Raw genomic sequence first — 25,853 nt, 5'->3', positions numbered from 1 at the left:
ATGAGCAAATACGCTACTACGAAACGTATTGCCGAATTGCGCAGCATTGCCCAACATCATTTCGAGCAGGCCAAGCAATCGCCACGTTATGAGGTCTATTTCAGTGAACAGCAAAAAGCGCGTCTAGCGGATGCTGAAGCCGATCAGTTAGAGCTGGAATTGCAAGGCGGTGAGGCATGAGCAATCAACCGCACACCCATACCAACCCAAAACATAAAGCCCAGCGCTATGCCGCGCTGGGAAAAATCCACCTGGGCAAAAAGCAGCTTGGCATGGACGATGAAACCTACCGCGCCATGCTGCTGACCATCGGCGGCGTTAAATCCAGCAAGGATTTGACTAACGAAGGCTTGAACAAGGTGCTACGGCACCTTGAGAAAGCCGGCGTGGTGTTTGTCAGTAAGAAAAAGCACGGCCGCAAGCCCAATAACCTACCGAGCGGTTCCGACCGCAACGCCAAGCTGAGCAAGATCGAGGCGCTGTTGGCCGAAGCCAAACGGCCGTGGGAATACGCCCACGCCATGGCAAAGCGCATGTACAAAAAAGACGCCCTGGAGTTCTGCGACCACGATGAGCTGAGCGGGATTATTGCGGCGCTGGTGAAGAATGCCAAGCGGGAAGGACGGAAAACCGATGCAACTGAATAGATGCCCCGTCTGCCACACCCGCATTAGCCTGGACGCCATGGCCCAGGACGAAGCCGGCCGCGAGCTGTTGGGCATCCTCGCCAAACTCGATGGTGAAACCGGCTTTGCGCTGGTGGGTTACTTGGGCTTGTTCCGCTCTCATACCCGCGACCTGGCAAGCGATAGAGCCTTGCGAATGGCGAAAGAAGTCTTGGCGTTGTCGGAATCGCTGCCGGCGCTGGCCGAGGCCATGCGTATCACTGTAGAGCAAATCCGCGCCAAGGGCGGCGATCCGTTGAGCAACCACAACTATCTGCGCAAGGTGCTGGGTGATTGTCATGGCTTTAAAGCCGACATCGGTGCCGGCCAGGCCAATAAGGACCACGTCGACGGCTTGACGGTTTACGGCGCCAACAAAAAAACCAGCAAAACCGCGCAAGCCTTGCAAGCGTTGGAGGATTTCGGCAATGGAAACAGCTAACGACATCGAATGGTTACGCCAGGCGATCAGCAAGGGCTTGATGGGGCTGGTGGTGCTGCACTTGGAAGGCGGACCCAGCGCGGAGACGGTCAAGCACACGGCCGGGGTTTGGTATCACGTCGCGAAAAACTGGCCGATTACCTGGGAAGAAACGCTAGACCGGCCACGGCTGCGGACGGCGTTTACCCAGTTGGCCAGCCAGTCACGCCGCTGGCCTAGCCCGTCTGAATTGCGCTTGTTGTTGCCGTCGCGCATCTATCCGGACGACCAACTACCGGCGCCGGAATACCCGGAAGCCAAAGCCGCCGCCAACCGCGCCAAGATCAAGTTTTTACTCGGCGCGACATTTCAGCTGCGGGAGTTGAAAGACGACTTTGCCAAGCTGGAAGCCAAACATCAGCAAGCCCCCAGCGAAAACAGCCTGGAAGCGCTGACCGACCTGCAAATCAAAATAGACACCCTGCAACAACAAATCCAGGAGGCCCAATAGCCATGAACACCCCGCTGCCCAAACACCTGCTGCCCAAACACCTGCTACCCGATAGCCTGCTGCAAATCGCCGAGTATTGTGGCGAGGAAACTATGTGGCTGATCTGGCGGGCCTACGGCGGCGGGCATTTAACCGTGCCGGTAAACGTTACGCCCGACCACCGCCTTGCCGAGTTGCTGGGCATGGAATTGGCCGCGAAGTTTTGCGAGATGTTTGGCGGGGCCACGGTGTATCAAATCCCCAAAGCCCACGCGGCCATGCTGGCCATGCGTAATGAGCGCATCCGTCATGACCGCAGCAACGGCATGGGTAACTTTGCCTTGTGCCGTAAATACGGCCTGACCGAGCGGCAAATCATCACCATCGTCGGCCAAGCCGTACCGGCCGCGCTTAATTTCGACCTATTCGACGATTAACCATTTTTTAACAAACCGGAGTAATCCACTATGAACCACCGTGATCTAGTCAGAACCATCAGCGACAACACCGGTATCCATAAAACCGATGCCGATATGGCCCTTCGCGGCCTGGCCGATGTGATTGCCGCAGAGTTGCATATCCACGGCAGTATCACCCTGCATGAAATTGGCACCATCAGCGTCGTGGAAACCGCAGCCCGCAAAGGCCGCAACCCGCAAACCGGCGCAGAGATCGACATCCCCGCAGGCAAACGCATCAAGCTGAAAGCCGCCAAGGCTTTGAAGGATGCGGTGGCTGCTTAAAGCTTAAAGCCAAGCGCCCCAGGGCAAGCCTGGGGCTTTTGTCTTTAACCTTTTCCGCCGATAATTCGGCCATTTTTAACAAAGGAGCACGTATGAAAAGCAAAGTGATATTGGCAACAATCTGTTTATTGGCCGGTGGGTGCAGTACCAACTATCGATACCCAAACTGGCAATATGTGCGGTTGGAAGAAAAAACCCCGGACAATTGCACTTACAAAATGCAGGAAACATGCGCGAGAGCGGGGCTGGAATGTTACGACTGGTACAAGCAGCGGGCTACCACGTTTGGCGCTAATACCGTAGTCATCGGCCAAGTCTCCAAAGACGAACGGGCGACCACCAATCCGTTTACCGGCAACTATTCGCGTAATGTGGAAGGCAGCATGTTGGCGGAGTATTACCATTGCAACGGCGAAAAGAACATCCTTCCGCCAAAACAATAAATCGTTAAATTCAGTAGTAAAGCATTTCTTGACAACTCTCAAACCGAGGGGCTAACCTAATCGGGCACTGGCAAAATCCAGTGCTCGGGATTGGCGTCTCGGATTCGCAGGCTCAATTAACCGCGTTGAGCGGTTTTTTTGTGTCTTTTGCTCAAGCTCTACAGTCATGTCGGGCTGGGCAGGCCGTCGCAAGACGGGCCGGACCCTGTGACCGGTACGCCAACCTGTTCAGTCCGGCACCCTGATTGGCGTCATGGTGTCGGTTTTCAACTTTCACGGGAAACCATCATGAATTCACTTCAAGCTTTCCAATTCCATACCCATCAACTGCAAGTTATTGTCGATGCCATCGGCGAGCCTTGGTTTATCGCCAAACACGTCGCGGAAATCCTCGAATACAGTGACGCTCATAAGATGACCGGCCGGTTGGATGAGGACGAAAAGTCAAACCGCCAAATCGGCGGTTTGGGGCCAGATACCGGCGGCAGAGGGATTATCTGCATCAACGAATCCGGCCTATACAGCGCCATCCTCACGAGCAAAAAGCCCGCCGCAAAAGCCTTCAAGCGCTGGGTAACGCATGATGTCTTGCCGGCGATCCGCAAAACCGGCAGCTATCAGGTTATCCCCAATTTAGACCAACCGTTGACGTTGGCGCAGTTACAAGCCTGCGAAACCATGCTGCGTGATGCTTCCCGCAAATTGAGCAAGGCTCAGGTCATTTTGACGGTAGATGAGCTCAAGCAATACGAGAAAACCGCTAAAAAGAAACAATACGAGTTGATTTGCGAGCGGATAAAACAAGGTTTTACTCGTGCCGAAATATCGGAAGAGCTGGGTATTACGCGGGTCAACGTGCGCCAAGTCATTTTTCATGCGCACAAAGATGGCGACTTGGCCGCCAATGAGGGGTTAGCATGAACCCCGCCCTAAATGCGTTGGATCGTATCGACCGCATCGCCTGTTGCATTGAGGCGGTCGGTGACCTGCTGATACCGGAAAAAGACCTGCACGTGGTCAACCGCGAGAAGCAAGCCATGCTGCTGGCCTATCTGGCCGAAGAGTTAATCGCCGCCCGTAACCAGTTAAACCAGACTTGGCCGCGTTAACTTTTCGTAAAACTTAAACACTTTCAAGGCCGGTTTAACCGGCCTTTTTTGTGGATTAAATCACATTATTTTGATTATTTGTATTGCAATTAATCAAAAATAGCGTATCATTAAAACCGTGGAAAGCATCCATAACCGACCAGGCGGCACCCGTGTTAATCAGGAGAACGAAATGAGCGCATGTACAATTGAACAAATAAACAAACTAATTGCAGACGCAGAAACAACGGCCATTACTATTCCGTCCGAATATCTTGACGACGAACACATGCTAGCCAATGGCATAGCGCTTGACGATGAATCGACAGATGCTAGATGGTGGCACGCAATCGAAGGATCTGGAGACAATATCGGCGTATTTTCCGACCAAAAAAATCAGTATTGGGTGCTGATTTATACCGGCGGAGAATTGGTTCTGACTTTCTCGGGCGATGTGGATGGCGTGGCAGACATATTGGATATCGAGATCGCCGAGGAAAACGACTAATCGTTACTTAGTCGCTATTGCATAGAGCATGCTTCAATAAGGCCTCGGCGATCCCGAGGCCAACTATAGCCGAGTTCAAAAATATGTCAACGGAACAAGAATACCGCGAGCGCATCACCGCTCTAGCCGAGCAACTCACCCAGCTGTTTTCGGACTTTGCCGATTTCAGCGACTATAAGCGGCCGCGCGGGCCGTCGATGCTGACTAACGCCGATTTTGATTTGTATCAACAGCTAGAGCGCTATCTCGGCGTGCCGGGCGTCGATTGATGGACGGCACGGAAAAAAGAGGCGGCAACCGCGAAGGCGCCGGCCGGAAGGTCGGCACCACAAAACCGACCGCCAAACAGTCCCTGACCATCCGCCTACCCCCGGATTTGCTCAAGGCGCTGGATGAATTTGGTCGAGGGAAAAACCGGTTTATCGAGTGCGCGATTAGGCAGGCGCTGGAAAACCAGCAATAGGATTTATGCGGGCTTGGCGCTTTTAATGCGGGTGGTAAACGTAAATTTACAACCTCCGTCAATCGGCCCGAATAACGACCAGCCCCAAAATAGGTTCAGATAGCGTTTAGTGAGCCGCCAGCAAAATTGGCCGTTTTCAAATATCACTACATCTCTGAAAGGGATATAAGCCCGAAGCATCCAATAGCCGTCTGGGCGCAGCCACAACCAGTCCCTGTCTTGCAACCAGTCATATTTAAGCCGGAATAACACGCTATCGGGGCAGCCCAGCAGTTGGTAATTCAATCGGTTGCCACCGTTGCGCCATAACCATTTGATGCGGTTCCAGGTACTCAGTGGGTCACTGCCGGGCATGATATGTTCGGTTTGCCAGCCGCTGTCGCCGGCCAGGTCGTTATCGATGGTGCCTAGCCAGGTAAACGGAAACAGCAGGTCTCGCCGGTCATTGCTGGTAAAAAACACCACGGCAATCGGTGCCAGCGGATAGCGGGCGATGACGATGGCCAGGTGAACAATCAGATACAGCAACCATTGCAAAATTCTGCCGCTGGTTTTTAAAAGTGTTTTCATGGTAGGCTCAAAAAAGGGATGGTGCTGCGCATTGTCCCCGCCCCCCACATCGCTGCCATCCGAAGCAGTTCACATACGTCGCTTTCCCCCTGTTCCTTAAACTCTCGCCATCACTTTCGAGCGAGATGCCATGAACACCGACAACCCCCATGACGCCACCGAGGCCGCAATCGAACTGATTACCCAGTTCGAAGGCATGCGCCAACAGGCGTATCTGTGCCCGGCCAATCGCCTAACCATCGGCTGCGGTCATGTGATTTTGCCAAAGTGGGATTTCGGGTTGTTCCGTGTCGACGCCGGCACGCTGGCCCGCATCGTGGACGAATGCCAAAGCCGCCGCATCCTCACGCAAGAGGCGCAAGTGGTGTTGACCACTAGCAAGGACAAGGTCAAAGAACTGCTGTATCGCGATGTCGAGCAAACCGCGCTGTTTCTGCGCTCTGTTACGCCTGTCCTGATTAATCAAAACCAATTCGATGCGCTGGTCTCGCTGATTTTCAACATCGGCCAAGGCCGCTACGCGCAATCTGCGCTACGCCACAAGCTGCATGCCCGAGACTTTGCCGGCGCTGCTGCCGAGTTCGACCGTTGGGTGATGGGGACTATTGACGGCAAAAAAGCCCCATTGCCCGGTTTAGTAAAACGCCGCGCCGCCGAGCGCGCCTTATTTGAGAAGCCTGTATGAAACAAAACCCGTTAATGCAAATAGTGGCTGTCGCTGAGATAGATGCCGCTTTGTCGGGTCAAGAATTTGCCCGCGCCCGGCATCGTCTTGAAGTTGCAAGAAAGGATGTGCGCTTTTATTCCGATCAGTTAGACCGGGCATTGGCCCGTTACTCGGATGCGGTTTTGCGTAAAAACAGCAGCCATCTGGATTTAATGAACAGCGGTATCTCGCACCGCGACTATCTGCGCTTTGTGCGGAGTACAGAGCCTTGTTTGAATTTTTGATTCACGTTTTCGGCAGTTTGGTTACTGCCGTTTTTATCCTGTTTTTCTGGATATTGTTCCTTGAGTACAAATATTCCGGAGAAAAACCCACCCGTATTGCCCTACGCACGGTCTTTGCGGATTACATCATCACTATGGAACCTCACGAAATGAAACGCATTAGTTCGCTAGTTACCCAATTTATCGTCACTGCACTGGCCTTAACCTATGCCGGCGCATCCGCAGCCATCGACGGCGCTATTAGCATCGTCTCTTCCGATCCGAACGTGTTGCTGGTCACGCCAGTGGGCGACGGTCAGTTTTTGGTCAAGGTGGTCGGCAAAGGCTTGGCTACCTTAACCGTCAGCGGTGACGCGGACTTGGGCGACGGCATTAGGAGCATTACCCAGTCATTCGAGTTTGAAGTGTATGACGGTGATACCGAGGCCGATCACTTTGACCTAACCATCACCGACATTTTACGCAGCGACGAGCCCAGCGCCGACGCCGCTAACGAAAACGCTACCGACAGCAGCGCAGCCGCCACCTCTTAAAAAATGGCGGACACTCAAAGCCGGGGCTTTGCCTCGGCTCTTTTTTGACAGGAAAAACCGATGGATAACGCCAAACACATTCTGGGCAGTAAAACCTTTTGGTTCAACGTGGCGGCCGCCGTATTGCCGTTGCTGGAGAGCAACCTGCATTTGGTGCGCGATTACCTGCCGGACGGCGGTTATCTGTTTTACATGTGCGCGGTGTCGGTGGCCAATATCTATTTGCGCATCATCACGCGCGTGCCGGTAACGTTTAAGGAGTGATTATGGGCATTGGACAATTTGCCGAGTGGCTGGATGTTGTTTACAAAATTATGGTGGGTGCGTTTGGCATTTGGCTGTATCTGGACCGTAAAAACGATAAAACCCATCTACGCATATCCCAGCTTGAAGAGCGGATAGACCAGCGTTTGGACGCTCACGCCGGACGAATAGTACGTATGGAAGCGGTCGTGGAAAAGCAGCCAACACACGACAACCTGGCGGATGTATACCGGGAAATCCGCAAGGTATCGGACTCCGTAGCGGGATTAACAGCAGCTATATCTGCGGTGCAAGCCACGCTGGTCAGCGTGGAAAAGCTGACATCACGCATGGATACATTTTGGCGGGATCATAAATCATGAGCGTACATGTCGCCCCGCTAATGCTGCACGCCCGTGGCTTTGTTAACTCGGTGAACGTGGATAAGCCGCTGCACGAAATGACTGATGCCTATCTGTATCACATCGTCGTGCTGATCAACGATTTAGGCGTCGCCCGTCTGGAAGGCCTGGAAGCATCTATCAGCCATCAAGACCGGCGAGAGCTGCAACACAAGCTTCGCGCCTTTGGTGTGCGCCGCGTGGAATGGCGGCATCACGGCATCGAGAAACATACCAACCTAGTGAGGTAACAATGGACTATAGCCAACACATGACCGCACACCGACGGTTAACGATTTTAGAGATATTGAACAATGTCGCCACCTATACCGCGCATGAAGTCGATATAAAAAACGAACTAGCCCGCCAAGCCCAGGCCGTTGGCACCGATAGCCTGCGCGCCGATCTGCAATGGTTGCACGAACAAGGCTTGGTGCTAGCCAATCAACCCGGCGGCGTCTGGTTTGCCACGCTGACGGCCAAGGGCGGCGATGTGCGGCAAGGCTTAAGCACGGTGCCGGGTGTGGCGCGGCCGGAGCCTAAGTAATGCCTCCCCGTAGTGCCATCACCACCTTACCCGATGATCTGTTAAACCTGCTGAACGGCAAGCTTATAGACAGCGGCTTTAGCGATTATGCCGGTTTATCCGCTTGGTTATCCGAGCAAGGCTATCAAATTAGCCGCTCAGCTGTGCATCGCCATGGCTCTGAATTGCAGGCGGCTATGCAGAAATCCATCAACCGCGCTCGGGAACGTGTGGAAATCGCCAAAGCCATGGGAGGTATGAGCAATGAAGGCAAAGCCGCTCTGCTGGAAGCTTCTGAAATGGTGGCTATCGATCAGATTATGGATGTGCTTGAGGAGATGCAAGGCTGGGACGCCGCCGACAAAGCCGCCATTGTGCCTAAGTTGGGTCGAGCTATCGCCGATATCGGTCGAAGTGCCATTGGTTCAGCTAAATGGAAAAAAGAATTTGAGGCCGAGGCCCAACGTAAGGCCCGCGAAGAAGCGGCCCAAGCTGCCAGCGCCGCCGCCAAAGCCGAAGGCGTATCGGAAGCCGGGGTGGCACGGATTCGCGAAGCGTTAGGCATGGCGGCGTAATGTCCGCCAAGATTATCCCCGCCAACCCCGACGCCATCTTCCTGCCGTTCCAGGAACGCTGGATCAAGGACGACGCGCGGCTAAAGCTGATGGAGAAATCCCGGCAGATTGGTATCAGCTGGTCTACGGCCTACAAAGCCGCCGAGCGTACCGCGATGGTCGGGCAAAAGTGGGATCAATGGGTATCCAGCCGCGACGATCTGCAAGCCCGTTTGTTTATTGAAGACTGCAAACTATTCGCCAATATTCTCGCCATTGCCGCCGAAGACTTGGGCGAGCGCGTGATTGACGAAAAAACCAAGTTAACAGCCTACGTGTTGGAGTTTGCCAGCGGCAAGCGCATACACAGTATGTCATCCAACCCGGATGCTCAGGCCGGTAAGCGCGGCGGGCGTATCCTGGACGAATTTGCCTTGCATCCCGATCCACGCAAGCTGTGGAGCATCGCGTATCCCGGTATTACCTGGGGCGGCTCGATGGAGATCATCAGCACCCACCGGGGCAGTCACAACTTTTTTAACCAGTTGATTCGCGAAGTCCGCGAGCATAACAACCCAAAGAACATCAGCCTGCACCGCGTCACGCTGCAAGATGCGCTGGATGCCGGCTTTTTGTGGAAACTGCAAAAGGCCCTGCCGAAAGAGCACGAAGTCCACGAAATGGACGAAGCGGCCTATTTCGACTTTATCAAGGCCGGTTGCGCCGATGAAGAATCGTTCCTGCAAGAGTACATGTGCGAGCCAGCCGACGACGATTCTGCCTTCCTGGAATACGACCTGATTGCCCGCTGTGAGTACAGCGAGAAAGACGAATGGGAAGTGGATTTGGCTGAAGCTAAACGCCGTGGCGCGCAACTGTTCGCTGGGCTGGATATTGGCCGCAAGAAAGACTTAACCGTGCTGTGGGTGCTGGAGCTGCTGGGCGATGTGCTCTACACCCGCGCCGTGATTGAGTTGCAGAACATGAGCAAGCCTGATCAAGAAAAAGTGCTGTGGCCGATCATGGCCTTGATGGAGCGCACATGCATTGACGCGACGGGCTTGGGGATTGGCTGGGCGGACGACGCGCAAAAGCAGTTTGGTCAATACCGTGTCGAGGCCGTCACGTTTACCAATCGCGTCAAAGAAGAATTGGCTTATCCCGTGCGCGGTGCGATGGAAGATCAAAAGCTGCGCATTCCTTACAAACCCGCTATCCGTGCCGATTTGCGCGCCGTGACCAAAGTCACCACGCTGGCCGGGAATATCCGCTTTACCGCTGAGCGTTCCGAAAACGGCCACGCCGACCGCTTTTGGGCACTCGCCCTGGGCGTAAGCGCCGCTAGCAACGGCGCAGCGGGATCTGCTTACACTCCGATGAGGTTGAAATGGCTATAGACCGCACATCCGATCAATTCCTGCTTGATGCCTACAGCGGCCAGGGCGGTTTTGCCAACGGCGCGTATCTCATCCCGCACCCACGCGAAACCACAGAAAAGCTGGCTCGCCGCAAAGAGTTGGCGGTGTACCCCAACTTTAGCCGCAAGATCGTCAATGTGATGATGGGCTTTTTGTGGAAACAAACCCCCACCCGCGAAAGCGACGAGTTGTATTCCAAATTTGCCACCAATGCCGACGGCGCGGGCGGCAAGCTGGATACATTGCTGAGCAGTTACCAGCGTTTGGCTATGATCCTGGGCACCGTGTACGTAATTGTCGACAAGCCCAAAACCCAGGGCCAAACCCGCGCCGATCAAGCCATGCCGTATATGGCCTTGCGCTTAAAAAGCCAGCTGGTTGCGGAAACTAAGGACGCCGCCGGCACCTGGACTTCGGTGACGTTTAGCGAACTGGATGGCAAGGAAACCCGCTATCGCACCTACACCACCACCGGTTGGCGCTTGAGCAAAGAGCAAGACGGCAGCGACGTGATCGAGCAAGGCGAATACAGCATTGGCCGCGTGCCGGTGGTGCGCTTGCATATTGCCAAACCGCTCAACCCTACCGACAGCGCCGCGCAAAGCTTCTTCTACGATCTGGCCGGCCTAAATTGGGATTTGTATAACGCCCGCTCGGAGATGCGCGAGCTGTTTCGCGCGCAAACCTTTGCCATTCTGGCCCTGCCGGTCGCGGACGATAACGAGCGCCAACGCTTGAAAGACATGACCATCAGCACCGAAAACGCGCTGACCTACAACCCGGCCGGGGGCGGCGAGCCCAAGTTTTTAGCGCCACCGCCCGATCCAGTGCAGCTGTACATGGAGCAAATCGCCAATACAGTGACCGACATTTACCGCGTGGCTAACCTGGAGTTTGTCGGCGGCGTGCAGCAAAGCGGCGTCGCGCTGTCGTTTCACTTCCAAGAATGCAACAGCACCTTGGGCGACATGGCGGAAAACTGCGAAGCGGCGGAAGTGGAAATCGCCGGCCTGGTCTATGCCTGGCAAGACAAGCAATTCACCGGCAATATCGCCTATCCCAAAGACTTTAACCTGTCCGATCTGCAAACGGCCATCAACATCGCTATGGATTCGGTAACGTTGGGTATGGGGCCGGAGTTTGATAAAGCCATCAAAAAACGCCTGGCAAAACAAATCCTGGCAAACGACACCGCGCCCAGCACCATGACGGCGATTGATAAGGACATTGACGCACAGGGCGACACCTATGGCGACCGGATTGCCCAGCAAGCCGGCCAATGACCGATTACCCCGCACTCTACCGCCAATTAGCCCGCGAAGTTCTCAAGCTAGAAGGCGAAATTCAAGGCGACACCCTCAAATTTATTGAGGCACTGGTTAAACAACTCCGCAAAACCGGCTATGTTTTAACGCCGGAAACGGAGGATGTGATGAGCAAGTACATAGACGCGATGAAGGCCGCTATTGGCTTAGGAATCAGTAAGGCAGCCGCCACGGCGACACAGCAACCCATGCAATCGGAAGCTGTACTGAAGCTGGCCGAGCAGTCGTTTAAGCAGCAATGGCCGGATGGCTTAACCCTAAGTGATCGCCTGTGGAAGTGGGACAATGCCACCCGCGACGGTGTAGCCCAAGTGCTGCAAGACGGCATCCGCGCCGGCAAAGCGGTCGATAGCATTGCCATGGACATGCAGCGCACCATCGAGCGATCTGCCGGCGACCAGCGCTTTAAGATCGTCTCCGAGCACATCGACGATTGGGTAGCCGAATTACACAGCGCCGCGCTGGAGTTGATCCACGATCCGGCCGCCCGCGCCGACTGGAATGCAGCAGTTGAAAATGCCCGCGAAATTATCGACGGCCTAAAAGCCACCGGCAGCCGATCCGCCGCCGAGCGGGTGTTATCCGAAATGCAAAAGGCCGTGGAAAAAGGCCGCGAAGAGTTGCTGGATAAAGCCGTGAAGTGGTGGACATACGACAAGCAGCTATACAACCTGAAGCGCATCGCCCGCACCGAGATGGCAAACGCCGGTCATCGCGCCGTGATCGAAAGCTCCATTGATCAGCCTCATATCATCGGCTACCAATGGCGGCTATCGGCCAGCCATCCGGTAACCGACATTTGCGACTATTACGCCAGCATCGACATGGGCCTGGGCAAAGGCGTGTTTACCAAAGACACTGTGCCCAAAACTAAAGCCCACCCGCACTGTATGTGCCTACTGATTCCGCGCGTATCGCCGGTAATGGAGCGTGGCGACAAGAATTATGCAGACTGGTTGCGTAACCTGTCCCCAGAAAAACAACAGGACGTGTTGCCGGATTGGGCGGCTAAGGCGATTGAAAAAGGCCTGTCCGTCGATAAATTGATCCGGCCCGATGGCTTGGGATTGCTCTCGCAAGCTGAAATCGAAAATAAAGCGATTTAAGCGCCAAAAATTGACGGAGCCGCATTCGTCGTATCTGAAAAAGGCACTACCCCCCGTTAAACCCCCGTTAAATTCGCCAGAAACGGCACGCACGATTAAAGTCGTGGTATAAATTCTCCGCCAATCGGCAAACCTTCCTAAATCCATCCCTTCCGAAGCGCTTCGCATACTGATGCAAAGCTGCGCTTCGTATCCTGTCGTCGAATTCAATTTTCACTATCCGACACAGGATCACGAACATGTTTAAAGTCCGTCATGTATTACGCAGCGACGATGCCGGCCAATCCGGCGGCGGCGCGCCCACCAACACCCCAACCTCTGCGAGCCAGTCCGGCGCGGGTGCTCCCGCGCCGGTTGTGGATGTGCAGGCCCAAATCAACGCGGCATTAGCCAAGCGAGACTCCGAGCATGCTGAGGAGCTGGAAAAAGCCACCGGTCATAAAAGCATCAAGTCTTTGACCGAGGCCCAATTGCAAGCCCAGGGCAAGTTGCAAGAATTGGCCGATGCCAAAGCCGCCGAAGCCAACACCTACAAAACTAAATTCGAAGGCGCGGCCATCAGCAATGCGCTGTTGGCGGCGTCTGCGGAAGCAGTTGACCCGGCCACCGTCAAAGACCTGCTGGCCGGCAAAGCCAAAGTGGACGACGCCGGTAATGTCACCATCGACGGCAAGCCGGTTGCGGATGCGGTCAAGGCATTACTTGAGGCCAAGCCGTTTTTGGCAAAAGCCCAAGGCGGCACCGGTTCCGGTGCGCCGCAAAATGCGCAGGGCGGCGCTAAAACTCATACCCGCGCGGAGTTTGAGGCGCTAGACCATGCCGCCCGTTCCAAATTCATCGCCGACGGCGGCAAAGTCGTTTAAGCGAGTCGTTTAAGCGTCCCTTTTCAGATTTTTAGGAACCTATCATGCCTAATACCTTAACCAATTTAATCCCCGACATGTACGCCGCGCTGGCCGTGGTCTCGCGCGAACAGGTCGGTTTTATCCCCGCCGTGACGTTGGACGCCGACGTGGCCCGCGCTGCCGTGGGCCAAACTGTTCGCGCGCCTGTTGCGCCGGCTGCGTCTGCATCCGACATTACCCCAGGCGTTACGCCGCCGGATGATGGTGACGCTAACATCGGCAACAAAACCATCACCATTTCCAAGGCTCGGCGTGTGCCTGTTCGCTTTACCGGCGAAGAGTCGCTGGGCTTGAATACCGGTCCCGGCGTATTGACCGTGCGGGCACAACGTTTTGCGCAAGCCATGCGTACTTTGTGCAACGAGATCGAGGCGGACATTGCCGCTTTGTATAAAACCTCGTCGCGCGCTTATGGCGCGGCAGGCACCACGCCGTTTGCGACGGCCGGCGATTATTCCGACGCATCGTTCGTGCGGCAAATCCTGATTGATAACGGCGCGCCGACATCCGATCTACAGCTTGTGATTAATACCACAGCGGGCGCGGTATTCCGTGGCAAACAAACCCAAGCGCAGCAAGCCGGCTCGGATACGATGCAGCGTCAAGGCGTGTTGCTGGATGTGCATGGCATGCAGATTCGCGAATCCGCGCAGGTTAAAAATCACACCAAAGGCACCGGTGCCAGTTACCTGGTGAACAACGGCGCGGGCTATGCCAGCGGCGCGACTACCATTGCCGCCGATACCGGCACCGGCACCATCTTGGCCGGCGACGTGATCACCTTTAACGGCAACAACGATAAACACATCGTCGGCACCGCATTAAGCGGCGGCTCCCTGGCGCTGAATGAGCCCGGCTTGCGCTCGGTAGTGGCGGACAACACCGCTATCACCGTCGGCAACAGTTATGCGGCTAATCTGGCGTTTAGCCGCTCGGCGATTGTGTTGGCAACCCGGACACCGGCCTTGCCTGAAGGCGGCGATTCCGCATCGGACCGCTTCTCGCTGACCGATCCTATGAGCGGCTTAACTTTTGAAATCTCGGTGTATGCACAATACAAGCAAGTGCAGTACGAGGTAGCGATTTGCTGGGGCGCGGCCAATTTCAACCCCGCGCATACTGCCACGTTGTTGGGTTAAGCCATGGCGACCTCTAAAGCGGCTAAAGCCGCTATCACAGAAAAAAACCCCGAAAGGGATCCGACGGTGCTGGATGCGCCGAAGGCTCCCGCCTTGGAGGGCGATATTATCTTGGGCAGTGAATCTGCTCCATCGGTAGGTGCCGGTGATGTGGGCGGAGGCACCGCCGACACGGAAGTCAAACAACCTGCAATTGTTACAAATGCCCAGGCCGAAGCTGAATCATTGTCAGCAGGCGATGCGGAGGAAACAGCCGAGGCGGACAAGGAAGTAATAGACGGGCCGTCCTCGGCATCGTTGGAAGATGATGGCAACAATGATGAGCCAGAACATTCAGTATTGTTTGTCTACTGGCCGAATATCGCTGTTTTGTCGCCTGATGGTGGTTTCGCATTCGACAAAAACGGCGCTGGCGAACTCACAGAAAAGGAAGCAGCCTGGCTGGCGGAGCAAATCTCGGCAGGAAACCTGCCGGAACCACCTGAAAATATTCTGCCGGCAGACTCCCTTGATCGCATAGCGATGGTGCGTGCAGAACCAGCGTTTGACGATGGCCCAACAACCGCCGATGTCCATCCGAATGAACTGGTCAACTGGTTGGCTGCGGGTTGGGTGTTGGCTGCTGATCAGGCTGAGGGCGCGTAAGTGCTGTCCATCAGTCTGGACACCGGCAACATCCCCTCCGTGCTTGATGCGTTGCGCGATCCGCGTAACGCGCAGCGGGTGGCGGATGCGATGGCGGAAAGCTATGTGGTGGATATTCACGACTGGATCAAGGCCGGCAACGGCTTTGCCCCGCGCAGCCCTGGCGGCGGTTTGGAGCAAGCCATTAATTGGGCGCCCAATACCGACGGCTCGGCCGTCGTCTACGCAAACAAGGACTATGCCGGTTACGTCGAGCACGGCACCGGTGTACATGTGGGGCATCAACCGTGGGTAATTACACCCAAGGCGGGCCGCAAAGGCTTAAAAATACCCACCGGTGGCAATGCCTCGCCGGTTGGTCCACAAATGGCCGGTGGCGGCTACATCATCCGCCGTGCCGTTACTCACCAGGGCAGCAAGGCGCATCCGTTTTTCTTCGCCGATATGGAAGGCCGTCAGCAACGCATGCTGACGCATGCCACGTCGGTATTCGCGGCACATTTGGCAACATCGGGGCTTAATCATGGGTAAATATTGCACGCTAGCCGATTGCGCCGATCCGGTCGTGGTCGTCACCGATGCGCATTTGGACGGCGCGGATGTGTATGTCGATTTGGCGCTGGGCACGGCGGGTATTTCGCCTGCCGATGCCGCCACTATCACCTTGCCAAATAAAATTCTGAAAGAAATTGCGGTGAACTGGGCCAAGCGCCTGGCTGCAATAGACGGCAGCATGGGCGACAACTCGCTGATGATCGACAAAGCCAATCAATACAAAACCAGCGCCGACATGCTGGCTCAACAACTAAACCGCGCCGCGCTGGGCTTAGCTGAGCCGACCAGCGGCGGCTTTGGGTCAATCACTTTGGGAAGAGCATAAATGAAAACGTTGACTGCGCCGGATAAGACTGGGGAGTTGTTGCGGGCTGGACAGGTTCTAAGCGTAAGCGGCAATGTGCTCATAGAATTGACTGATAACACGGGTAAAACATACCCGCCGAGATCCTTGATTGGCATTAATGACTTAGGGCCTTTCGGTTGTGACATGCAGTTGATAATTACAGCGGTCAGTGGCTCAACACAATATGAGCTCATAGCCGATATCCTTAAAATAAAGGGGCTAAGCGTAGAATATAGTGGTGCGCAGCGCGAATATCCCGCATTTTACAAACGAAGACCGTTTCAGCATGAAGCTGTACCGTTTGGCACTGCTCTCATAAACGAGAAAACGTTGACAGGAGGCACAACCGGATTGTCGATTGATTTGGCAAATATGTTTAATGGCCGACCGACATCAAAATGTGCGATCACTGTGGCGGGGACGTCTGTCAACTTAGATATGGGCATTTCGAGTGCGGCGTTCGATTTTGACGCTGAAGCCGAGTTGATAAACTCTAGGATGCTGCTCTGCGCTGTAAAAGTATCCGGTGCAAATACATTATCTCAGGCCGTATTATTTGTTGGGGACGGTGGATTTGCCAATTACTCAACATATACGCTACAACCTCTTGGGGTGACGCCTGACGGGTGGACAATATTGGGTAAAATTGCTGTTGGTGCAGACTTTACCAGTGGGTCACCCGCATTTACGGGCAACAATAGAGTCAGGTTGCGTTTAGTCGCTACTGCAAATTGGAGCGTATCAGATGTATTTATATCCAGCGTTTACGTGTTACCCAGCCCTTTGCCAACTGTTATGTTGTCGTTTGATGATGGCTATGCCGAACATCAGTGGCTAGCGGAGGAAGCTGAAAAGCGTGGGCTTCCTATATCGTTTTCAATTGCTCGTGACTTTATAGATTCTGGAGCAGATTTTCTCACGTCTTCTCAGCTTGCGAATCTAATTAATCATAAGTCAGGATTGTTTGAAGCGATAAACCATAGTACCGACAATAATAATTTTAGCGGTATAGGAGCATCGCGTTATTTAGATAATGTAATAAAAAATAGAGACTATCTTAAAGCGCTTGGGGCGACAGAAGATGCGGCAAATTGCCATGCTTATGTAGGAGGATTCCGAGACGCCGGATTGATTGCTGGGCTGAAGGCTGCTGGCGTTATATCCTGCCGAGCTGTCGGGCCAATGAACAAAAAAAACAACAATACGTTAATTGCTTTGCAAGGTAAAACATCTGATACTCTTTATGATTTGCAATTGACTGCTCTGCTATCAAATGCAATCGATTTTGCAACTGTAAAGTCAAACGTGATCAATACAGCAACTGGCACTGGACTCGCTATTATAGGTGGGCACACGCTCAAAGCCGCTGCGGATTCAACGTCGTGGGTTAAGGGTTATGATAGCAATAATGGCATCCTGAATCTGCTAGATTGGTTGGCATACCAACGCGACGAAAGCGGTTGGGTAATCACTAAATGGACAGATTGGTACAAAGATGTTTTGTATGGGAAATATCCCATGGCGCTATAAATTACGCTTCATTTTGTCTTACGAATCCCTTCACATACCCCGCAACACCCCCTTTCTTTAGACTACCCCCAACCCTAAGCCCTCCGCCCGGTTATCCGGCGGGGGCTTGGCTTTTTGGTTTTATCCTCGGGTTAGTCGATGAGCATCAAAGCTTTACAAGCCGCACGCAGCAAGCTGATGAACGATGCGCCGCTGAATGCCTTTTGGCAAGCGCGTTACGGTCGCGCGGCCAGGCATTTAATCGGCTACAAGCGGCCGGTTAGCGCCAACGATTACCCCTCGATCTGCTACGCGCCGGTCACTGGCACCCGCGCGAATACTGTTGGCGGTCGGCATAGCGAGCGGGTCAGCTTGGTGGTTGGCGTCCACGAGCCGGACATCACTAACGACGTGTTCGACGGCATCACTCAACTTGCAATCATCGAGCAATTGATATTTGACTGTCTGGAGCCTGGGCATCTGGATAACGATTGCCTGTATCTGGGCGAGGCAAAAACCATTCACGATTTATCGGTTCGGCATCCATTCCACGAAATGGAAATCTCGATGCTGTTGGCCGCGCGTTAACTTTTTCATTATTTAACTGTTTGGAGACCGATATGGCCGCAACCACCAAAACCAGCAAACCGGAAGATGCTCAGCCGTTAGAGCCTGTGGCGGAAATTCATGCGCCTGTCGCCGAGGAAAAACCGCACGATCCCAATCACGGGCGCTGGATACTCGATCCCATTACCGGCGAAAAACGCAACAACAACGAGGGCTAAGCGATGTCGTTATTAAATAACAAGCGCGTGATTATCGCGAAACTGGAAACCACGTACGGTGTTGACGCCAGCCCGGTCGGCAGCGATGCGCTGTTGTTGCGCAATCTGGATTTGATGCCGCTGGAAGGTGACGTAGTGCAGCGGGATTTCATCCGGCCGTATTTCGGTTCGTCCGGTGAGATACGCGTCTCGAACTTTGCCAAGCTGGATTTCGAAGTGGAACTGGTCGGCTCCGGCACGGCCGGCACTGCACCGCCGTGGGGCAAGTTAGTGACCGCCTGCGCGTTTACTGAAACGCTGCTGGCGGCTGCTGTAACCGGCACGGCTCAAGTCGGCGGCTCGACATCCAGCATCAAGCTGGCAGCCGGCGCGTCAGCGGTAGATGGTGCTTATAACGGTGCCACTGTTAGCATTACCGCAGGCACTAACATCGGCACGTCCCGTGAAATTCTCAGCTATAACGGCACGACCAAGATTGCTACCGTATCGGTGCCCTGGTCGGCTGCGCCGGATGCGACCAGTCAATACAGTATCGGCGCGATGGCGCAATATGCACCGACCAGCGCTTTCGGCACCAGCACCTCTCTTTCCTTGTATTTCAATCTGGATGGTACGCGGCATATTCTGCTCGGCGCGCGCGGCACGTTTACGATGGACATGAGCGCCAAGGCATTGCCGGTGCTGAAATTCTCCTTTACCGGCTTGCTCGGCACGATCTCCGATGCGGTGTTGCCGTCGGTTTCGTTCTCTGGCTTCCAGGCACCGCAAACCATTTCCACGGCCAATACTACCAACCTGAATTTGCAGGGTTACAACAATGCCATCCTCGAAAAACTGACCTTCGATGTGGCGAATAGCGTGACCTATCGCCAGTTGGTCGGCGCGGAATCGGTGTTGATCACTAACCGCAAACCGACCGGCAGCGCCAGTATCGAAGCGGTGGCTGTGGGTACGAAAGACTGGTGGACCAGCGCGAAAAATGCCGCCAACGGCCCGTTTGGCGTCAAGCACGGATTAACCCCCGGCAACATCATTTCCGTGACATCGCAATCCATGCAGATTACCGCGCCGAAATATTCGGATTCCGACGGTATCGCGATGTTCGAATTCGGCATGCAGTTTATGCCGATCAACGGCAACGATGAATTTGTGATTGTTGCGAAATAAATTTTAACTTTGGGATTTGGTATGACTACTCAAGTAACTATTCGAGCGCATTTATCTGACGAAAAAGAAGTGCGTGTAACTGTTAAAGAAAATGGCGAAGTCATTGAGCAATTTGCGTTGCAACATGGCGAATCCGCTGATCGGTATGTATATGAAAGCCGAGAAATCAGCGTTTCTGAAGTCATTAAAGGTCAGGAGTAGACATGTTTCAACTCGTAGGCCAATCCGACGAAATCAAATGGCCGGTGAAAGTGCCGTTCGTAGACGGCAGCGGCAAGACTCAGCAAAAAACCTTTATCGCGTTTTTCCCACGCCTGCCGCAGTCCGAAATCGATGAAATCGTGAAACGGGCGCGGGTGACCGAGGAAGCCGATAGCCAAAGCGGTGACGACAAGCTGACCGACGATGAGCTGGCAAAAAAAATCCTGATCGGCTGGGACGAAGTGACCGACGACCAAGGTCAACCGGTCGAGTTTTCGCCAGCGATGCGCGACAAACTGTTGGAGATATTTCCCGTGCGGCCGTCGGTGATCTCGGCCTGGTTTGAAAGCATTTCCGGGCAAAAAAGAAAAAACTAATCGAGGCGGCGCAATGGTGGGCGAACGGGGGCAGCGGCAAGGCCCAGCAGTTTAGCGACGATTGCGCTGCACTCGGGATCGAACTGCCGGCGGGCTTTGCGCAGCCGGAAACCTGCTTCAAGGTCGAGGCGGAAAACTGGGAATCGGTGATGGTGTTTTTATCACTGGATACCCAATGGCAGATAGGCGCAATGGGTGAAGTGATTGGGTTGAATTATGCCGGGGTTGAATCGGTATTCCGGATTAAACGTATCAAGAACCGCGAGGCGCTGTTTGATGATTTGCAAATCATGGAACGCGCGGCGGTAACGGCATTTAGAGAGCAAAGGCAAAAGAAATGAGCGACATGGAACTGAAACTGAGAATTACAGCCGATGGCAAAGTGGCCGTTGCGTCTGTTAATCAGGTGGATAAGTCCGTGGTCGATCTGGGCAAGGACGCCCAAAAAGCCGGTGCCGATATGGCCGCTGGCATGAATGCCGCCAACCGCTCAACGCAAGAACTGGGCAAAGGCGTGGCGTCGGTTAGATCGCAAACCGCCGATCTGGCCTCAGCTGTGCGCGGCAGTATAGCCGGCATGGCCGGCAGCATTCTATCGGTCGGCGTGGCCGCTACCCTGGCCCGCGACATTTTGAACACCAACCGCAGCATGGAGATGCTCCGCGCACAGTTGACATCGTTGACCGGTTCCGCCCAGGCCGGCGCCATCCAGTTTAAATTTATTCAGGACTTTGCTACCCGCACCCCTTATGAGATCGATGGCTTAACCAAAACCTTCGTCACGTTGCAAGGCATGGGCCTAAACCCTACCCGCGAAGTCATGCAAGCCTTGACCGATCAGGCCAGTAAGCTGGGAGGCAGTCAGGAAACGCTGACCGCCATTGCATTGCAACTTGGCCAAGCCTACAGCAAGGGCAAATTGCAGCAAGAAGACATGGTCATATTGGCCGAACGCGGCATCCCCATTTATAAGCTGGCCGGCGAAGCCATGAATAAAACCGGCGCGGAAATCATGGAGATGTCGGCGAAGGGCGAAATGGGCCGCGATGCGATCGACGCCATCATCAAAAAGATGGGCGAGTTGTCCAGCGGTAGCAATGCGACGGCGATGGAAACCCTGAACGGCAAAATATCCAACCTGTCCGATGCATGGCATCAATTTGAAGACACGTTGATGCAGGATAAAAGTGAAGGGCTAGTTAAAGGCATTGTTAGTTCGATGACTAATAGCTTGAACATCTTGCGGCGCAATATGAGTGGCGCTGTTGACGATCAAATCGCCCACCTGGAAGCCCGCATTAAAACCTACAACCAATCTGGGGTAGTCGGTAAGACAATATCGGATTATTCCGGTTACGACATCAATCTGGAAAAAAACCGGCTTGATGTGCTGAAGAAGCAAAAAGCCGCCGAGGATGAACTGGCAAAAGCCGAACAACAACGCGCCGCCAGTCGTACTGCGGTATCGCAAACTCAAGGTTGGCTGGATGAATTGGCCGGCATTGATGCGGATAAGCGAAAAGAGTCGCAAAAGAAAGCAGCGGCCGATGCAAAAACCGCAGCTACTAAAGCCGAACACGCCGCCCAGCAAGCCCTGAACAAAGCCAAGCAAGAAGCGTTGAAAATCGAAGAACGCTATCAAGCTTTGCGCGACCAGGCCCGCACATCCGACCAGGTATTTATCGATACCGTGGCGGAATACACCAAGGCCTATAACACCCGCAACATCAGCCTGGAACAGTACATCATGCTGCTGGCCAAGGCCGACGATGCCCGCGATAAATCCGCGCAAAAAGCCAATCCCATCGTGCAAGCCGTACCGCATTTCACCGAAGGCGGGCAAAACCTCAGTGCTTATTCGGCGGCGGATAAGGCGATTAATTCCGAGTTGGACCAGGCGGCGAAATCCGCCGAAGAATACGACAAGTGGCTGAACCAGGTCGATAGCAGTTTAAGCAAAATGGGCGCGACCAGCGGCGATGTGTTTGACGGCGCGTTGGGTGGCATTCATTTGTTAACCGGTGCATTTTCCGACTTATCTGAGCAAATGGATAAGTTCTCGCAAGCCCAAGCCGCCAATGCCGAGCAGCTGGCAAAAGCCCAGCAAAATCCGCTGGCTAATGCTGATTTGATCCGCCGTGGCATGCTTAAGGAAAAAGAGCTGAATCAGCAAAAAACGGCTGCCGAGATTGCCGGCGCTGCGCGGCTGGCCGGTGCGACCGCGCAACTGTTTGATAAAAAAACTGCCGCTTATAAGGCCTTTCATACCCTTGAAATGGGCTTGTCGGCCATCCGGATGGCGGCGCAATTAAAAGAGACGGTTATCAGCGTGGCCGCCGGTGCGGCTAAGTTTTTTAGTCAATCCGGCTGGCTGGGTTTTGCCGGTGTGGCGGCGATGTTGGCGGTGATGGCTGGGCTGGGGTTTTCAAAATCAAGCAGTTCATCTGTGGGTACTGCGGCGATTCCAACGTCACCCGATAGTGGCACGGTATTGGGCGATCCAACGGCAAAATCGGAATCGGTTAAAAACACATATGAGTTATTGCAAGACATCCACGCCAAAGAATATCGCGAACTTCGCGGCATCAATGCGGGCGTGGCCGCGCTTAAGGAAGGCATCACCAATTCGATTACTCGATTGTTCCAAAGCGGTGGTTTGCAACTGCCACCAAATTTGAATACCGGGACGTTTTCCAACGCTAAAGCAATACTGCCTAAAGACCCTATCGGCCAATTTATTCTTAACGGCTTGTTTGGGACGACCAAGCGTGAAGTGACTGGCAACGGCGTCATTCTGAATGCGAAAAACCTCGCTGATTTGATGAATGGCGGGGAGATTTCCGGCCAGCAATACACGCAAATCACCACTACTAAAAAAAGCTGGTTTAGCAAAAAAACCACGGTTTCCGAAGTGATGGGTGCGCTCGATCCTGAGTTTACCGATGCATTGACCAAGATGTTTAAAGGCATGGGCACCAGCATGCTGTCGATGGCTGATCAGTTTGGTCAGGATATGACGACTGCGGTAAATCAATATGTGATTCCCGGGATCAAGGTCAATTTATTCGGCATGACTGCTGATGAAATGGTTAAGACGCTGAATAACGTCATTTCCACCCAGTTGGACACCATGACCACATCGATATTCGGCAGCCTGATTGCTAAGTATCAAAAGCTTGGTGAAGGCATGTTTGAAACCGCAACCCGCTTAGTCGCGGAAAAAGCCGTGGTGCTGGATGCGATCGATATGGTTGGCAGCAGCTTCAAAGGCGATGCGGTAGAGATGGCCGATGGTTTAATCACGTTGGCCGGCGGTATCAAAGAGTTCCAAGGCCTGTTCCAGGACTATTACAGCAAGTTTTACACCGAGGCCGAGCAGTTGGCGAACACCACCCGCCGCCTGATTGCCAACCTGGGCGACTTCGGTTTGATGCTGCCCGATACCCGCACTGCTTATCGCGACCTGGTCAATGCGCAACAACTTGATACCGAAGCCGGGCGCGAGCGCTACAACCAGTTGTTGAGCCTGGCTGAAGCCGCCGATACGTATTATCAGGCCAACGAAAAGCTCCGAGAAAGCATGGAGCTGCTGAGCAAAGACACGTTTGCCACAGCGGTCGATTACACCCGCTATTTGCGCTTAGCCCAACTGGCTGGCATTTCCAAAGCCGATAGCTTGTTGCCGCCCACGCCCGATAAAGTTTTCATGCCCAATGGTTTGCCTGGTCAAACCCTGCCCGGCATCAATCCCGGTAATGCAGTGACCAGCGCGTATACCACCGTCGCGCAAAGCAACGAAGCCGTTGCCGAGCAAATCCGCCAGTTGCGTATCGAGCTGCAAGCGCAAGAAATTGCGATCGCACAAAACACCGCGGATACCGCAAGAATCCTGAAACGCTGGAACGGTGATGGCATGCCGGCAGTGAGGACCGTCTGATGATGTTAGTCAGGCCGTTTCTGGTTAACGATGCGGTGTTAACATCGTCGAATATACCTGAAACCGATTATTCACCGTGGTCTGTGGGTACGACCTATGGACTTGGTGATAGGGTGCGAATTGTGGGCACGAATACTCATTTGGTCTTTGAATCCCTACAAGCCGGAAATGTAGCGCACGATGTGTCTGAGCCAACTTGGTGGTTACATGTTGGCTCCACAAACCGCTGGAAAATGTTTGATGAGGCGATTAATTCGCAATCGGTCAATCCCAATACCATCGACCTGACATTTACAACAACCGACAGAATAGATACGGTTGCGCTGCTGAATATCGCAGGCTTATCCGTCCGCATCATCATGACAGACGCTATTGATGGCGTGGTGTACGACAAAACGACTTCACTGATTTCCGACAGCGGTATCACGGACTGGTATTCGTATTTTTACGAGCCGATTGCCCGCAAAACCGACTTTGTCGCGTTCGATTTGCCACCGTATTACGCGGCTACTGTGCGCGTGATTTTGAGCGATCCTGGCTATAACGTGGCGATTGGGGCGTTGCTGCTAGGGTTTAAAAAGGTGCTTGGCGGCACGCAATACGGAGCCAAGGCGGGCATCCAAGATTACTCGGTTAAAAAGCGCGATGACTTTGGCAATTACACCATTCTGGAACGGGCTTATAACAAAAACGCCAGCTTTACATTTTGGGTGGTTGCTGGAAATGTCGATTATCTGCAAAACCTGCTGGCAACTTATCGCGCTACTCCCATTCTTTATATAGGTACTGAGGATTACCGCTCAACGGTGATTTACGGTTTTTATAAAGACTTTAGCATCACCATCGCTTATCCCACTGAATCACTTTGCAACCTTGAACTTGAAGGGCTTACCTGATGGCTATTTCTCCACTTCCACCTGTCCCGCTCCGTAGCGATACGCCAGCAGTATTTATTGCCAAGGCCGATGCGTTTTTGGGGGCTTTGTCTGTGTTTCGCACAGAGGCCAACGCTGTTGCAGAAGCGATGAATTTGGGCGCTGTGACCGCAAATAGTACGACGACGATGACTATTGGTTTTGGCGGCAAATCGTTAACGGTTGATGTGAGCAAAAGTTTTGTGCCCGGGATGACCGTAAAGATTGCTTCTACCGCGAACGGTGCCAACTGGATGCTGGGCGATGTGATTTCATACAACGCTACAACCGGCGCGATGGTGGTTGATTCTCAAAAGATCAGCGGTTCCGGAACCGGTATATCGGACTGGACTATTTCACAGTCCGCGCCAGGGGTTTCAGAGACAACTGGCGTTATCGGCTACTTTCCTGTTTCAAGTGCTCCATCCGGCTGGTTGAAAGCCAATGGCGCGGCGGTTTCTCGTACTGTGTATTGGGCGTTATTTAGCCTTATAGGCACAACATACGGTGCTGGTGATGGTTCTACCACGTTCAATTTGCCTGACTTGCGGGGCGAATTTCTGCGCGCATGGGATGACGGTCGTGGGGTTGATGCAGGTAGGTCTCTTGGGTCTGTTCAATCAGGCAGTAATGCATCTCATAGTCATACTTTTATTACTGAAACAGAAAATGCATACCACTCTCATATTGACGCCGGTCATACACATTTGGTATCGGCTAACGTAGCACGAGCAGTTACCGGGTCGGATATTCTGTATGCCGGTTTGGATGGTGGCATTCCTGGAGCTAGTTATACAAGTGCTGGCGCAGCTACTTTGGGTAACGAGACTGCTACGCATGCTCATGATGGTACAACTAATCCGACGGGCGGAACAGAAACCAGACCTCGTAACGTCGCCTATTTGGCTTGCATTAAATACTAAGG

39 protein-coding genes are annotated in these 25,853 nt (G+C 53.7%); 38 read left to right on the top strand and 1 reads right to left on the bottom strand.

The genetic code is table 11. The features are described from left to right. From DDY07_RS05370 to DDY07_RS05315, 12 genes are all read left to right on the top strand, one after another. On the top strand, positions 1-180 hold the full coding sequence (locus DDY07_RS05370) for a hypothetical protein (RefSeq protein WP_171695096.1): 180 nt from the start codon (positions 1-3) through the stop codon (positions 178-180). Then, complete coding sequence (locus DDY07_RS05365) at positions 177-647, top strand: gp16 family protein (protein WP_171695095.1); 471 nt, start codon at positions 177-179, stop codon at positions 645-647. Before DDY07_RS05370 ends, DDY07_RS05365 begins: the two co-directional genes overlap by 4 nt. After that, positions 634-1,107 carry a hypothetical protein gene (locus tag DDY07_RS05360; protein ID WP_171695094.1) on the top strand — a complete coding sequence of 158 codons (474 nt, stop codon included), beginning with the start codon at positions 634-636 and terminating at the stop codon, positions 1,105-1,107. The genes DDY07_RS05365 and DDY07_RS05360 overlap by 14 nt, the downstream gene beginning before the upstream one ends. Continuing rightward, positions 1,094-1,597 carry a hypothetical protein gene (locus tag DDY07_RS05355; RefSeq protein ID WP_171695093.1) on the top strand — a complete coding sequence of 168 codons (504 nt, stop codon included), beginning with the start codon at positions 1,094-1,096 and terminating at the stop codon, positions 1,595-1,597. The genes DDY07_RS05360 and DDY07_RS05355 overlap by 14 nt, the downstream gene beginning before the upstream one ends. Before the next feature lie 2 nt (positions 1,598-1,599). Next, entirely contained in the window at positions 1,600-2,013 is a 414-nt protein-coding gene (locus tag DDY07_RS05350; RefSeq protein WP_171695092.1) for a Mor transcription activator family protein, read from the top strand. A 30-nt stretch (positions 2,014-2,043) separates the two neighbouring features. Further along, positions 2,044-2,319, top strand: coding sequence for an HU family DNA-binding protein (locus DDY07_RS05345; protein ID WP_171695091.1), 276 nt, complete (start codon positions 2,044-2,046; stop codon positions 2,317-2,319). 92 nt (positions 2,320-2,411) lie between these two features. Then, positions 2,412-2,762: a hypothetical protein gene (locus DDY07_RS05340; protein ID WP_171695090.1), complete on the top strand. Its 351-nt coding sequence runs from the start codon at positions 2,412-2,414 to the stop codon at positions 2,760-2,762. Between the two features lie 288 nt (positions 2,763-3,050). Continuing rightward, positions 3,051-3,683, top strand: coding sequence for a BRO family protein (locus DDY07_RS05335; protein WP_171695089.1), 633 nt, complete (start codon positions 3,051-3,053; stop codon positions 3,681-3,683). After that, on the top strand, positions 3,680-3,871 hold the full coding sequence (locus tag DDY07_RS05330; RefSeq protein WP_171695088.1) for a hypothetical protein: 192 nt from the start codon (positions 3,680-3,682) through the stop codon (positions 3,869-3,871). The genes DDY07_RS05335 and DDY07_RS05330 overlap by 4 nt, the downstream gene beginning before the upstream one ends. Positions 3,872-3,989: 118 nt before the next feature. Next, positions 3,990-4,358, top strand: coding sequence for a hypothetical protein (locus tag DDY07_RS05325; protein ID WP_171695087.1), 369 nt, complete (start codon positions 3,990-3,992; stop codon positions 4,356-4,358). 83 nt (positions 4,359-4,441) lie between these two features. Beyond that, positions 4,442-4,627 carry a hypothetical protein gene (locus DDY07_RS05320; protein WP_171695086.1) on the top strand — a complete coding sequence of 62 codons (186 nt, stop codon included), beginning with the start codon at positions 4,442-4,444 and terminating at the stop codon, positions 4,625-4,627. Next, complete coding sequence (locus tag DDY07_RS05315; protein ID WP_171695085.1) at positions 4,627-4,821, top strand: ribbon-helix-helix domain-containing protein; 195 nt, start codon at positions 4,627-4,629, stop codon at positions 4,819-4,821. The genes DDY07_RS05320 and DDY07_RS05315 overlap by 1 nt, the downstream gene beginning before the upstream one ends. Positions 4,822-4,824: 3 nt before the next feature. Here DDY07_RS05315 and DDY07_RS05310 read toward each other — a convergent pair whose 3' ends face one another. Further along, positions 4,825-5,391: a hypothetical protein gene (locus tag DDY07_RS05310; RefSeq protein ID WP_171695084.1), complete on the bottom strand. Its 567-nt coding sequence runs from the start codon at positions 5,389-5,391 to the stop codon at positions 4,825-4,827. Between the two features lie 130 nt (positions 5,392-5,521). Between DDY07_RS05310 and DDY07_RS05305 the strand changes: the two genes are divergently transcribed. The 26 genes from DDY07_RS05305 to DDY07_RS05180 all read left to right on the top strand — a co-directional run bounded on the left by DDY07_RS05305 (position 5,522) and on the right by DDY07_RS05180 (position 25,851). Beyond that, a complete protein-coding gene (locus DDY07_RS05305; RefSeq protein WP_171695083.1) occupies positions 5,522-6,076 on the top strand; it encodes a lysozyme in 555 nt (184 codons plus the stop codon). Beyond that, the gene (locus tag DDY07_RS05300; RefSeq protein WP_171695082.1) at positions 6,073-6,342 is read left to right on the top strand and encodes a hypothetical protein; all 270 of its coding nucleotides are present in this window, start codon (positions 6,073-6,075) and stop codon (positions 6,340-6,342) included. Before DDY07_RS05305 ends, DDY07_RS05300 begins: the two co-directional genes overlap by 4 nt. Then, on the top strand, positions 6,327-6,875 hold the full coding sequence (locus DDY07_RS05295; RefSeq protein WP_171695081.1) for a hypothetical protein: 549 nt from the start codon (positions 6,327-6,329) through the stop codon (positions 6,873-6,875). Before DDY07_RS05300 ends, DDY07_RS05295 begins: the two co-directional genes overlap by 16 nt. Before the next feature lie 60 nt (positions 6,876-6,935). Further along, the gene (locus tag DDY07_RS05290) at positions 6,936-7,139 is read left to right on the top strand and encodes a hypothetical protein (protein ID WP_171695080.1); all 204 of its coding nucleotides are present in this window, start codon (positions 6,936-6,938) and stop codon (positions 7,137-7,139) included. A 2-nt stretch (positions 7,140-7,141) separates the two neighbouring features. Continuing rightward, positions 7,142-7,501, top strand: coding sequence for a hypothetical protein (locus DDY07_RS05285; RefSeq protein ID WP_171695079.1), 360 nt, complete (start codon positions 7,142-7,144; stop codon positions 7,499-7,501). Continuing rightward, the gene (locus tag DDY07_RS05280; RefSeq protein ID WP_171695078.1) at positions 7,498-7,770 is read left to right on the top strand and encodes a hypothetical protein; all 273 of its coding nucleotides are present in this window, start codon (positions 7,498-7,500) and stop codon (positions 7,768-7,770) included. Before DDY07_RS05285 ends, DDY07_RS05280 begins: the two co-directional genes overlap by 4 nt. A gap of 2 nt (positions 7,771-7,772) precedes the next feature. Next, a complete protein-coding gene (locus DDY07_RS05275; protein WP_171695077.1) occupies positions 7,773-8,066 on the top strand; it encodes a hypothetical protein in 294 nt (97 codons plus the stop codon). After that, positions 8,066-8,620, top strand: a complete 555-nt coding sequence (locus DDY07_RS05270) for a phage protein Gp27 family protein (protein WP_171695076.1) — start codon at positions 8,066-8,068, stop codon at positions 8,618-8,620. Before DDY07_RS05275 ends, DDY07_RS05270 begins: the two co-directional genes overlap by 1 nt. Further along, positions 8,620-9,996, top strand: coding sequence for a terminase family protein (locus tag DDY07_RS05265; protein WP_171695075.1), 1,377 nt, complete (start codon positions 8,620-8,622; stop codon positions 9,994-9,996). Before DDY07_RS05270 ends, DDY07_RS05265 begins: the two co-directional genes overlap by 1 nt. After that, positions 9,987-11,300, top strand: a complete 1,314-nt coding sequence (locus tag DDY07_RS05260) for a hypothetical protein (protein ID WP_171695074.1) — start codon at positions 9,987-9,989, stop codon at positions 11,298-11,300. The genes DDY07_RS05265 and DDY07_RS05260 overlap by 10 nt, the downstream gene beginning before the upstream one ends. Further along, positions 11,297-12,448 (top strand): hypothetical protein, encoded by a 1,152-nt coding sequence (locus DDY07_RS05255; protein ID WP_171695073.1) that lies wholly within the window; start codon positions 11,297-11,299, stop codon positions 12,446-12,448. Before DDY07_RS05260 ends, DDY07_RS05255 begins: the two co-directional genes overlap by 4 nt. A gap of 239 nt (positions 12,449-12,687) precedes the next feature. Next, positions 12,688-13,311, top strand: a complete 624-nt coding sequence (locus tag DDY07_RS05250) for a hypothetical protein (RefSeq protein WP_171695072.1) — start codon at positions 12,688-12,690, stop codon at positions 13,309-13,311. A gap of 44 nt (positions 13,312-13,355) precedes the next feature. Then, positions 13,356-14,492 carry a P22 phage major capsid protein family protein gene (locus DDY07_RS05245; RefSeq protein ID WP_171695071.1) on the top strand — a complete coding sequence of 379 codons (1,137 nt, stop codon included), beginning with the start codon at positions 13,356-13,358 and terminating at the stop codon, positions 14,490-14,492. A gap of 3 nt (positions 14,493-14,495) precedes the next feature. Continuing rightward, a complete protein-coding gene (locus DDY07_RS05240; protein ID WP_171695070.1) occupies positions 14,496-15,137 on the top strand; it encodes a hypothetical protein in 642 nt (213 codons plus the stop codon). Next, on the top strand, positions 15,138-15,668 hold the full coding sequence (locus tag DDY07_RS05235; protein WP_216614710.1) for a hypothetical protein: 531 nt from the start codon (positions 15,138-15,140) through the stop codon (positions 15,666-15,668). Further along, the gene (locus DDY07_RS05230; RefSeq protein WP_171695069.1) at positions 15,661-16,017 is read left to right on the top strand and encodes a hypothetical protein; all 357 of its coding nucleotides are present in this window, start codon (positions 15,661-15,663) and stop codon (positions 16,015-16,017) included. Before DDY07_RS05235 ends, DDY07_RS05230 begins: the two co-directional genes overlap by 8 nt. Continuing rightward, positions 16,018-17,568: a polysaccharide deacetylase family protein gene (locus tag DDY07_RS05225; RefSeq protein ID WP_171695068.1), complete on the top strand. Its 1,551-nt coding sequence runs from the start codon at positions 16,018-16,020 to the stop codon at positions 17,566-17,568. A gap of 138 nt (positions 17,569-17,706) precedes the next feature. Next, on the top strand, positions 17,707-18,135 hold the full coding sequence (locus tag DDY07_RS05220; protein ID WP_171695067.1) for a hypothetical protein: 429 nt from the start codon (positions 17,707-17,709) through the stop codon (positions 18,133-18,135). Between the two features lie 32 nt (positions 18,136-18,167). Further along, entirely contained in the window at positions 18,168-18,332 is a 165-nt protein-coding gene (locus tag DDY07_RS05215; protein WP_171695066.1) for a hypothetical protein, read from the top strand. A 3-nt stretch (positions 18,333-18,335) separates the two neighbouring features. Continuing rightward, complete coding sequence (locus DDY07_RS05210) at positions 18,336-19,499, top strand: hypothetical protein (protein ID WP_171695065.1); 1,164 nt, start codon at positions 18,336-18,338, stop codon at positions 19,497-19,499. Between the two features lie 21 nt (positions 19,500-19,520). Then, positions 19,521-19,700 carry a hypothetical protein gene (locus DDY07_RS05205; RefSeq protein ID WP_171695064.1) on the top strand — a complete coding sequence of 60 codons (180 nt, stop codon included), beginning with the start codon at positions 19,521-19,523 and terminating at the stop codon, positions 19,698-19,700. A gap of 2 nt (positions 19,701-19,702) precedes the next feature. Then, positions 19,703-20,077 (top strand): hypothetical protein, encoded by a 375-nt coding sequence (locus tag DDY07_RS05200; RefSeq protein WP_171695063.1) that lies wholly within the window; start codon positions 19,703-19,705, stop codon positions 20,075-20,077. Beyond that, positions 20,077-20,418, top strand: coding sequence for a DUF1799 domain-containing protein (locus tag DDY07_RS05195; RefSeq protein WP_367650910.1), 342 nt, complete (start codon positions 20,077-20,079; stop codon positions 20,416-20,418). The genes DDY07_RS05200 and DDY07_RS05195 overlap by 1 nt, the downstream gene beginning before the upstream one ends. Beyond that, positions 20,415-24,014 (top strand): tape measure protein, encoded by a 3,600-nt coding sequence (locus tag DDY07_RS05190; protein ID WP_171695061.1) that lies wholly within the window; start codon positions 20,415-20,417, stop codon positions 24,012-24,014. The genes DDY07_RS05195 and DDY07_RS05190 overlap by 4 nt, the downstream gene beginning before the upstream one ends. Before the next feature lie 83 nt (positions 24,015-24,097). Further along, on the top strand, positions 24,098-24,910 hold the full coding sequence (locus DDY07_RS05185) for a hypothetical protein (protein WP_171695060.1): 813 nt from the start codon (positions 24,098-24,100) through the stop codon (positions 24,908-24,910). Further along, entirely contained in the window at positions 24,910-25,851 is a 942-nt protein-coding gene (locus DDY07_RS05180) for a phage tail protein (RefSeq protein ID WP_171695059.1), read from the top strand. The genes DDY07_RS05185 and DDY07_RS05180 overlap by 1 nt, the downstream gene beginning before the upstream one ends. The last annotated feature ends 2 nt before the right edge of the window (positions 25,852-25,853 follow it).

Source organism: Methylomonas sp. ZR1, from assembly GCF_013141865.1.
Lineage (GTDB): Bacteria > Pseudomonadota > Gammaproteobacteria > Methylococcales > Methylomonadaceae > Methylomonas.
The sequence above is the reverse complement of the archived record's forward strand: the minus strand, read 5'-3'. Positions and strand labels throughout refer to the sequence as shown.

Coding starts and splice junctions, on each gene's coding strand:
- DDY07_RS05370 (WP_171695096.1), top strand. CDS start 1: ATGAGCAAATACGCTACTACGAAACGTATTGCCGAATTGCGCAGCATT.
- DDY07_RS05200 (WP_171695063.1), top strand. CDS start 19,703: ATGTTTCAACTCGTAGGCCAATCCGACGAAATCAAATGGCCGGTGAAA.
- DDY07_RS05320 (WP_171695086.1), top strand. CDS start 4,442: ATGTCAACGGAACAAGAATACCGCGAGCGCATCACCGCTCTAGCCGAG.
- DDY07_RS05310 (WP_171695084.1), bottom strand. CDS start 5,391: ATGAAAACACTTTTAAAAACCAGCGGCAGAATTTTGCAATGGTTGCTG.
- DDY07_RS05340 (WP_171695090.1), top strand. CDS start 2,412: ATGAAAAGCAAAGTGATATTGGCAACAATCTGTTTATTGGCCGGTGGG.
- DDY07_RS05290 (WP_171695080.1), top strand. CDS start 6,936: ATGGATAACGCCAAACACATTCTGGGCAGTAAAACCTTTTGGTTCAAC.
- DDY07_RS05360 (WP_171695094.1), top strand. CDS start 634: ATGCAACTGAATAGATGCCCCGTCTGCCACACCCGCATTAGCCTGGAC.
- DDY07_RS05180 (WP_171695059.1), top strand. CDS start 24,910: ATGGCTATTTCTCCACTTCCACCTGTCCCGCTCCGTAGCGATACGCCA.
- DDY07_RS05355 (WP_171695093.1), top strand. CDS start 1,094: ATGGAAACAGCTAACGACATCGAATGGTTACGCCAGGCGATCAGCAAG.
- DDY07_RS05205 (WP_171695064.1), top strand. CDS start 19,521: ATGACTACTCAAGTAACTATTCGAGCGCATTTATCTGACGAAAAAGAA.
- DDY07_RS05300 (WP_171695082.1), top strand. CDS start 6,073: ATGAAACAAAACCCGTTAATGCAAATAGTGGCTGTCGCTGAGATAGAT.
- DDY07_RS05305 (WP_171695083.1), top strand. CDS start 5,522: ATGAACACCGACAACCCCCATGACGCCACCGAGGCCGCAATCGAACTG.
- DDY07_RS05215 (WP_171695066.1), top strand. CDS start 18,168: ATGGCCGCAACCACCAAAACCAGCAAACCGGAAGATGCTCAGCCGTTA.
- DDY07_RS05330 (WP_171695088.1), top strand. CDS start 3,680: ATGAACCCCGCCCTAAATGCGTTGGATCGTATCGACCGCATCGCCTGT.
- DDY07_RS05335 (WP_171695089.1), top strand. CDS start 3,051: ATGAATTCACTTCAAGCTTTCCAATTCCATACCCATCAACTGCAAGTT.
- DDY07_RS05275 (WP_171695077.1), top strand. CDS start 7,773: ATGGACTATAGCCAACACATGACCGCACACCGACGGTTAACGATTTTA.
- DDY07_RS05265 (WP_171695075.1), top strand. CDS start 8,620: ATGTCCGCCAAGATTATCCCCGCCAACCCCGACGCCATCTTCCTGCCG.
- DDY07_RS05220 (WP_171695067.1), top strand. CDS start 17,707: ATGAGCATCAAAGCTTTACAAGCCGCACGCAGCAAGCTGATGAACGAT.
- DDY07_RS05285 (WP_171695079.1), top strand. CDS start 7,142: ATGGGCATTGGACAATTTGCCGAGTGGCTGGATGTTGTTTACAAAATT.
- DDY07_RS05240 (WP_171695070.1), top strand. CDS start 14,496: ATGGCGACCTCTAAAGCGGCTAAAGCCGCTATCACAGAAAAAAACCCC.
- DDY07_RS05250 (WP_171695072.1), top strand. CDS start 12,688: ATGTTTAAAGTCCGTCATGTATTACGCAGCGACGATGCCGGCCAATCC.
- DDY07_RS05270 (WP_171695076.1), top strand. CDS start 8,066: ATGCCTCCCCGTAGTGCCATCACCACCTTACCCGATGATCTGTTAAAC.
- DDY07_RS05190 (WP_171695061.1), top strand. CDS start 20,415: ATGAGCGACATGGAACTGAAACTGAGAATTACAGCCGATGGCAAAGTG.
- DDY07_RS05210 (WP_171695065.1), top strand. CDS start 18,336: ATGTCGTTATTAAATAACAAGCGCGTGATTATCGCGAAACTGGAAACC.
- DDY07_RS05255 (WP_171695073.1), top strand. CDS start 11,297: ATGACCGATTACCCCGCACTCTACCGCCAATTAGCCCGCGAAGTTCTC.
- DDY07_RS05365 (WP_171695095.1), top strand. CDS start 177: ATGAGCAATCAACCGCACACCCATACCAACCCAAAACATAAAGCCCAG.
- DDY07_RS05350 (WP_171695092.1), top strand. CDS start 1,600: ATGAACACCCCGCTGCCCAAACACCTGCTGCCCAAACACCTGCTACCC.
- DDY07_RS05315 (WP_171695085.1), top strand. CDS start 4,627: ATGGACGGCACGGAAAAAAGAGGCGGCAACCGCGAAGGCGCCGGCCGG.
- DDY07_RS05245 (WP_171695071.1), top strand. CDS start 13,356: ATGCCTAATACCTTAACCAATTTAATCCCCGACATGTACGCCGCGCTG.
- DDY07_RS05280 (WP_171695078.1), top strand. CDS start 7,498: ATGAGCGTACATGTCGCCCCGCTAATGCTGCACGCCCGTGGCTTTGTT.
- DDY07_RS05260 (WP_171695074.1), top strand. CDS start 9,987: ATGGCTATAGACCGCACATCCGATCAATTCCTGCTTGATGCCTACAGC.
- DDY07_RS05345 (WP_171695091.1), top strand. CDS start 2,044: ATGAACCACCGTGATCTAGTCAGAACCATCAGCGACAACACCGGTATC.
- DDY07_RS05230 (WP_171695069.1), top strand. CDS start 15,661: ATGGGTAAATATTGCACGCTAGCCGATTGCGCCGATCCGGTCGTGGTC.
- DDY07_RS05225 (WP_171695068.1), top strand. CDS start 16,018: ATGAAAACGTTGACTGCGCCGGATAAGACTGGGGAGTTGTTGCGGGCT.